The following is a 1,973-nucleotide window of genomic DNA, read 5'->3' as shown; positions in this document are numbered from 1 at the left end:
GTGTTGTTTTCGGGTCTTGAGGTTCTGGTTCGTTACGAACGAACAAGAGGCTTGACACGGTGCGAAGATGCAGTAGAATGCGCGGCCTGCTGTCACGAAAGCTTAACGCTGAGGTGGGGGTAGGTAGTCAGGTGAAGGAGTAGGCGGGTGGCGCGAAGCGCACGAAGCTGAAAATAAAGCTTGACGGTAGCGAAAAATGCTGTAAAATGATCGACCTCCGAAGCGCTGCTAGCGTAGCGAATCGGAAAGAGATTAACCGGATCGGATGACGACCGGGGTGTTCTTTAACAGATTGATAGACAATTTGTGTGGATTTTTGCCGTTGTGAATATGCAAATATTTCAATGGTAGAAAATACTCGCAATTCAATGTGAGCGTTTTTTTAATTCCATTGAGCCAAGATTTTGTGTGTTTCGAAATAAATGCACATGTTGGATTAAACTGAAGAGTTTGATCATGGCTCAGATTGAACGCTGGCGGCAGGCTTAACACATGCAAGTCGAGCGGAGACTTCGGTCTTAGCGGCGAACGGGTGAGGAATGCCTGGGAATCTGCCTATTAGTGGGGGATAACGTTCCGAAAGGAACGCTAATACCGCATACGTCCTACGGGAGAAAGCAGGGGACCTTCGGGCCTTGCGCTAATAGATGAGCCCAGGTCGGATTAGCTAGTTGGTGGGGTAAAGGCTCACCAAGGCGACGATCCGTAGCTGGTCTGAGAGGATGATCAGCCACACTGGAACTGAGACACGGTCCAGACTCCTACGGGAGGCAGCAGTGGGGAATATTGGACAATGGGCGAAAGCCTGATCCAGCCATGCCGCGTGTGTGAAGAAGGCCTTCGGGTTGTAAAGCACTTTAAGCGGGGAGGAAGTGCTCGGGGCTAATACCCCTGAGTGTTGACGTTACCCGCAGAATAAGCACCGGCTAACTCTGTGCCAGCAGCCGCGGTAATACAGAGGGTGCAAGCGTTAATCGGAATTACTGGGCGTAAAGCGCGCGTAGGCGGTTTGTTAAGTCGGATGTGAAATCCCCGGGCTCAACCTGGGCACGGCATCCGATACTGGCTGACTAGAGTGTGGGAGAGGAAGGTAGAATTCCAGGTGTAGCGGTGAAATGCGTAGAGATCTGGAGGAATACCGATGGCGAAGGCAGCCTTCTGGCCTAACACTGACGCTGAGGTGCGAAAGCATGGGGAGCAAACAGGATTAGATACCCTGGTAGTCCATGCCGTAAACGATGTCAACTAGCCGTTGGGGACCTTGAGTCTTTAGTGGCGCAGCTAACGCGATAAGTTGACCGCCTGGGGAGTACGGCCGCAAGGTTAAAACTCAAATGAATTGACGGGGGCCCGCACAAGCGGTGGAGTATGTGGTTTAATTCGATGCAACGCGAAGAACCTTACCTGGCCTTGACATATCCGGAACCCTGCAGAGATGCGGGGGTGCCTTCGGGAATCGGAATACAGGTGCTGCATGGCTGTCGTCAGCTCGTGTCGTGAGATGTTGGGTTAAGTCCCGCAACGAGCGCAACCCTTGTCCTTAGTTGCCAGCACGTAATGGTGGGAACTCTAAGGAGACTGCCGGTGACAAACCGGAGGAAGGCGGGGACGACGTCAAGTCATCATGGCCCTTACGGCCAGGGCTACACACGTACTACAATGGTCGGTACAAAGGGTTGCTAAGCCGCGAGGCCTCGCTAATCTCAAAAAACCGATCGTAGTCCAGATTGGAGTCTGCAACTCGACTCCATGAAGTCGGAATCGCTAGTAATCGCAGATCAGAATGCTGCGGTGAATACGTTCCCGGGCCTTGTACACACCGCCCGTCACACCATGGGAGTCTATTGCACCAGAAGTAGCTAGCTTAACCTTCGGGAGGGCGGTTACCACGGTGTGGTCGATGACTGGGGTGAAGTCGTAACAAGGTAGCCGTAGGGGAACCTGCGGCTGGATCACCTCCTTAACGAAAGCGT

Annotated in this window: 1 rRNA gene; it reads left to right on the top strand. The window is 52.9% G+C overall.

Going from position 1 to position 1,973, the window contains the following annotated elements:
• Nucleotides 1-438 precede the first annotated feature (438 nt).
• Nucleotides 439-1,963 (top strand): 16S ribosomal RNA (locus tag EV700_RS00935).
• The last annotated feature ends 10 nt before the right edge of the window (nt 1,964-1,973 follow it).

Source organism: Fluviicoccus keumensis, from assembly GCF_004217445.1.
GTDB classification, from domain to species: domain Bacteria; phylum Pseudomonadota; class Gammaproteobacteria; order Pseudomonadales; family Moraxellaceae; genus Fluviicoccus; species Fluviicoccus keumensis.
The sequence above is the reverse complement of the archived record's forward strand: the minus strand, read 5'-3'. Positions and strand labels throughout refer to the sequence as shown.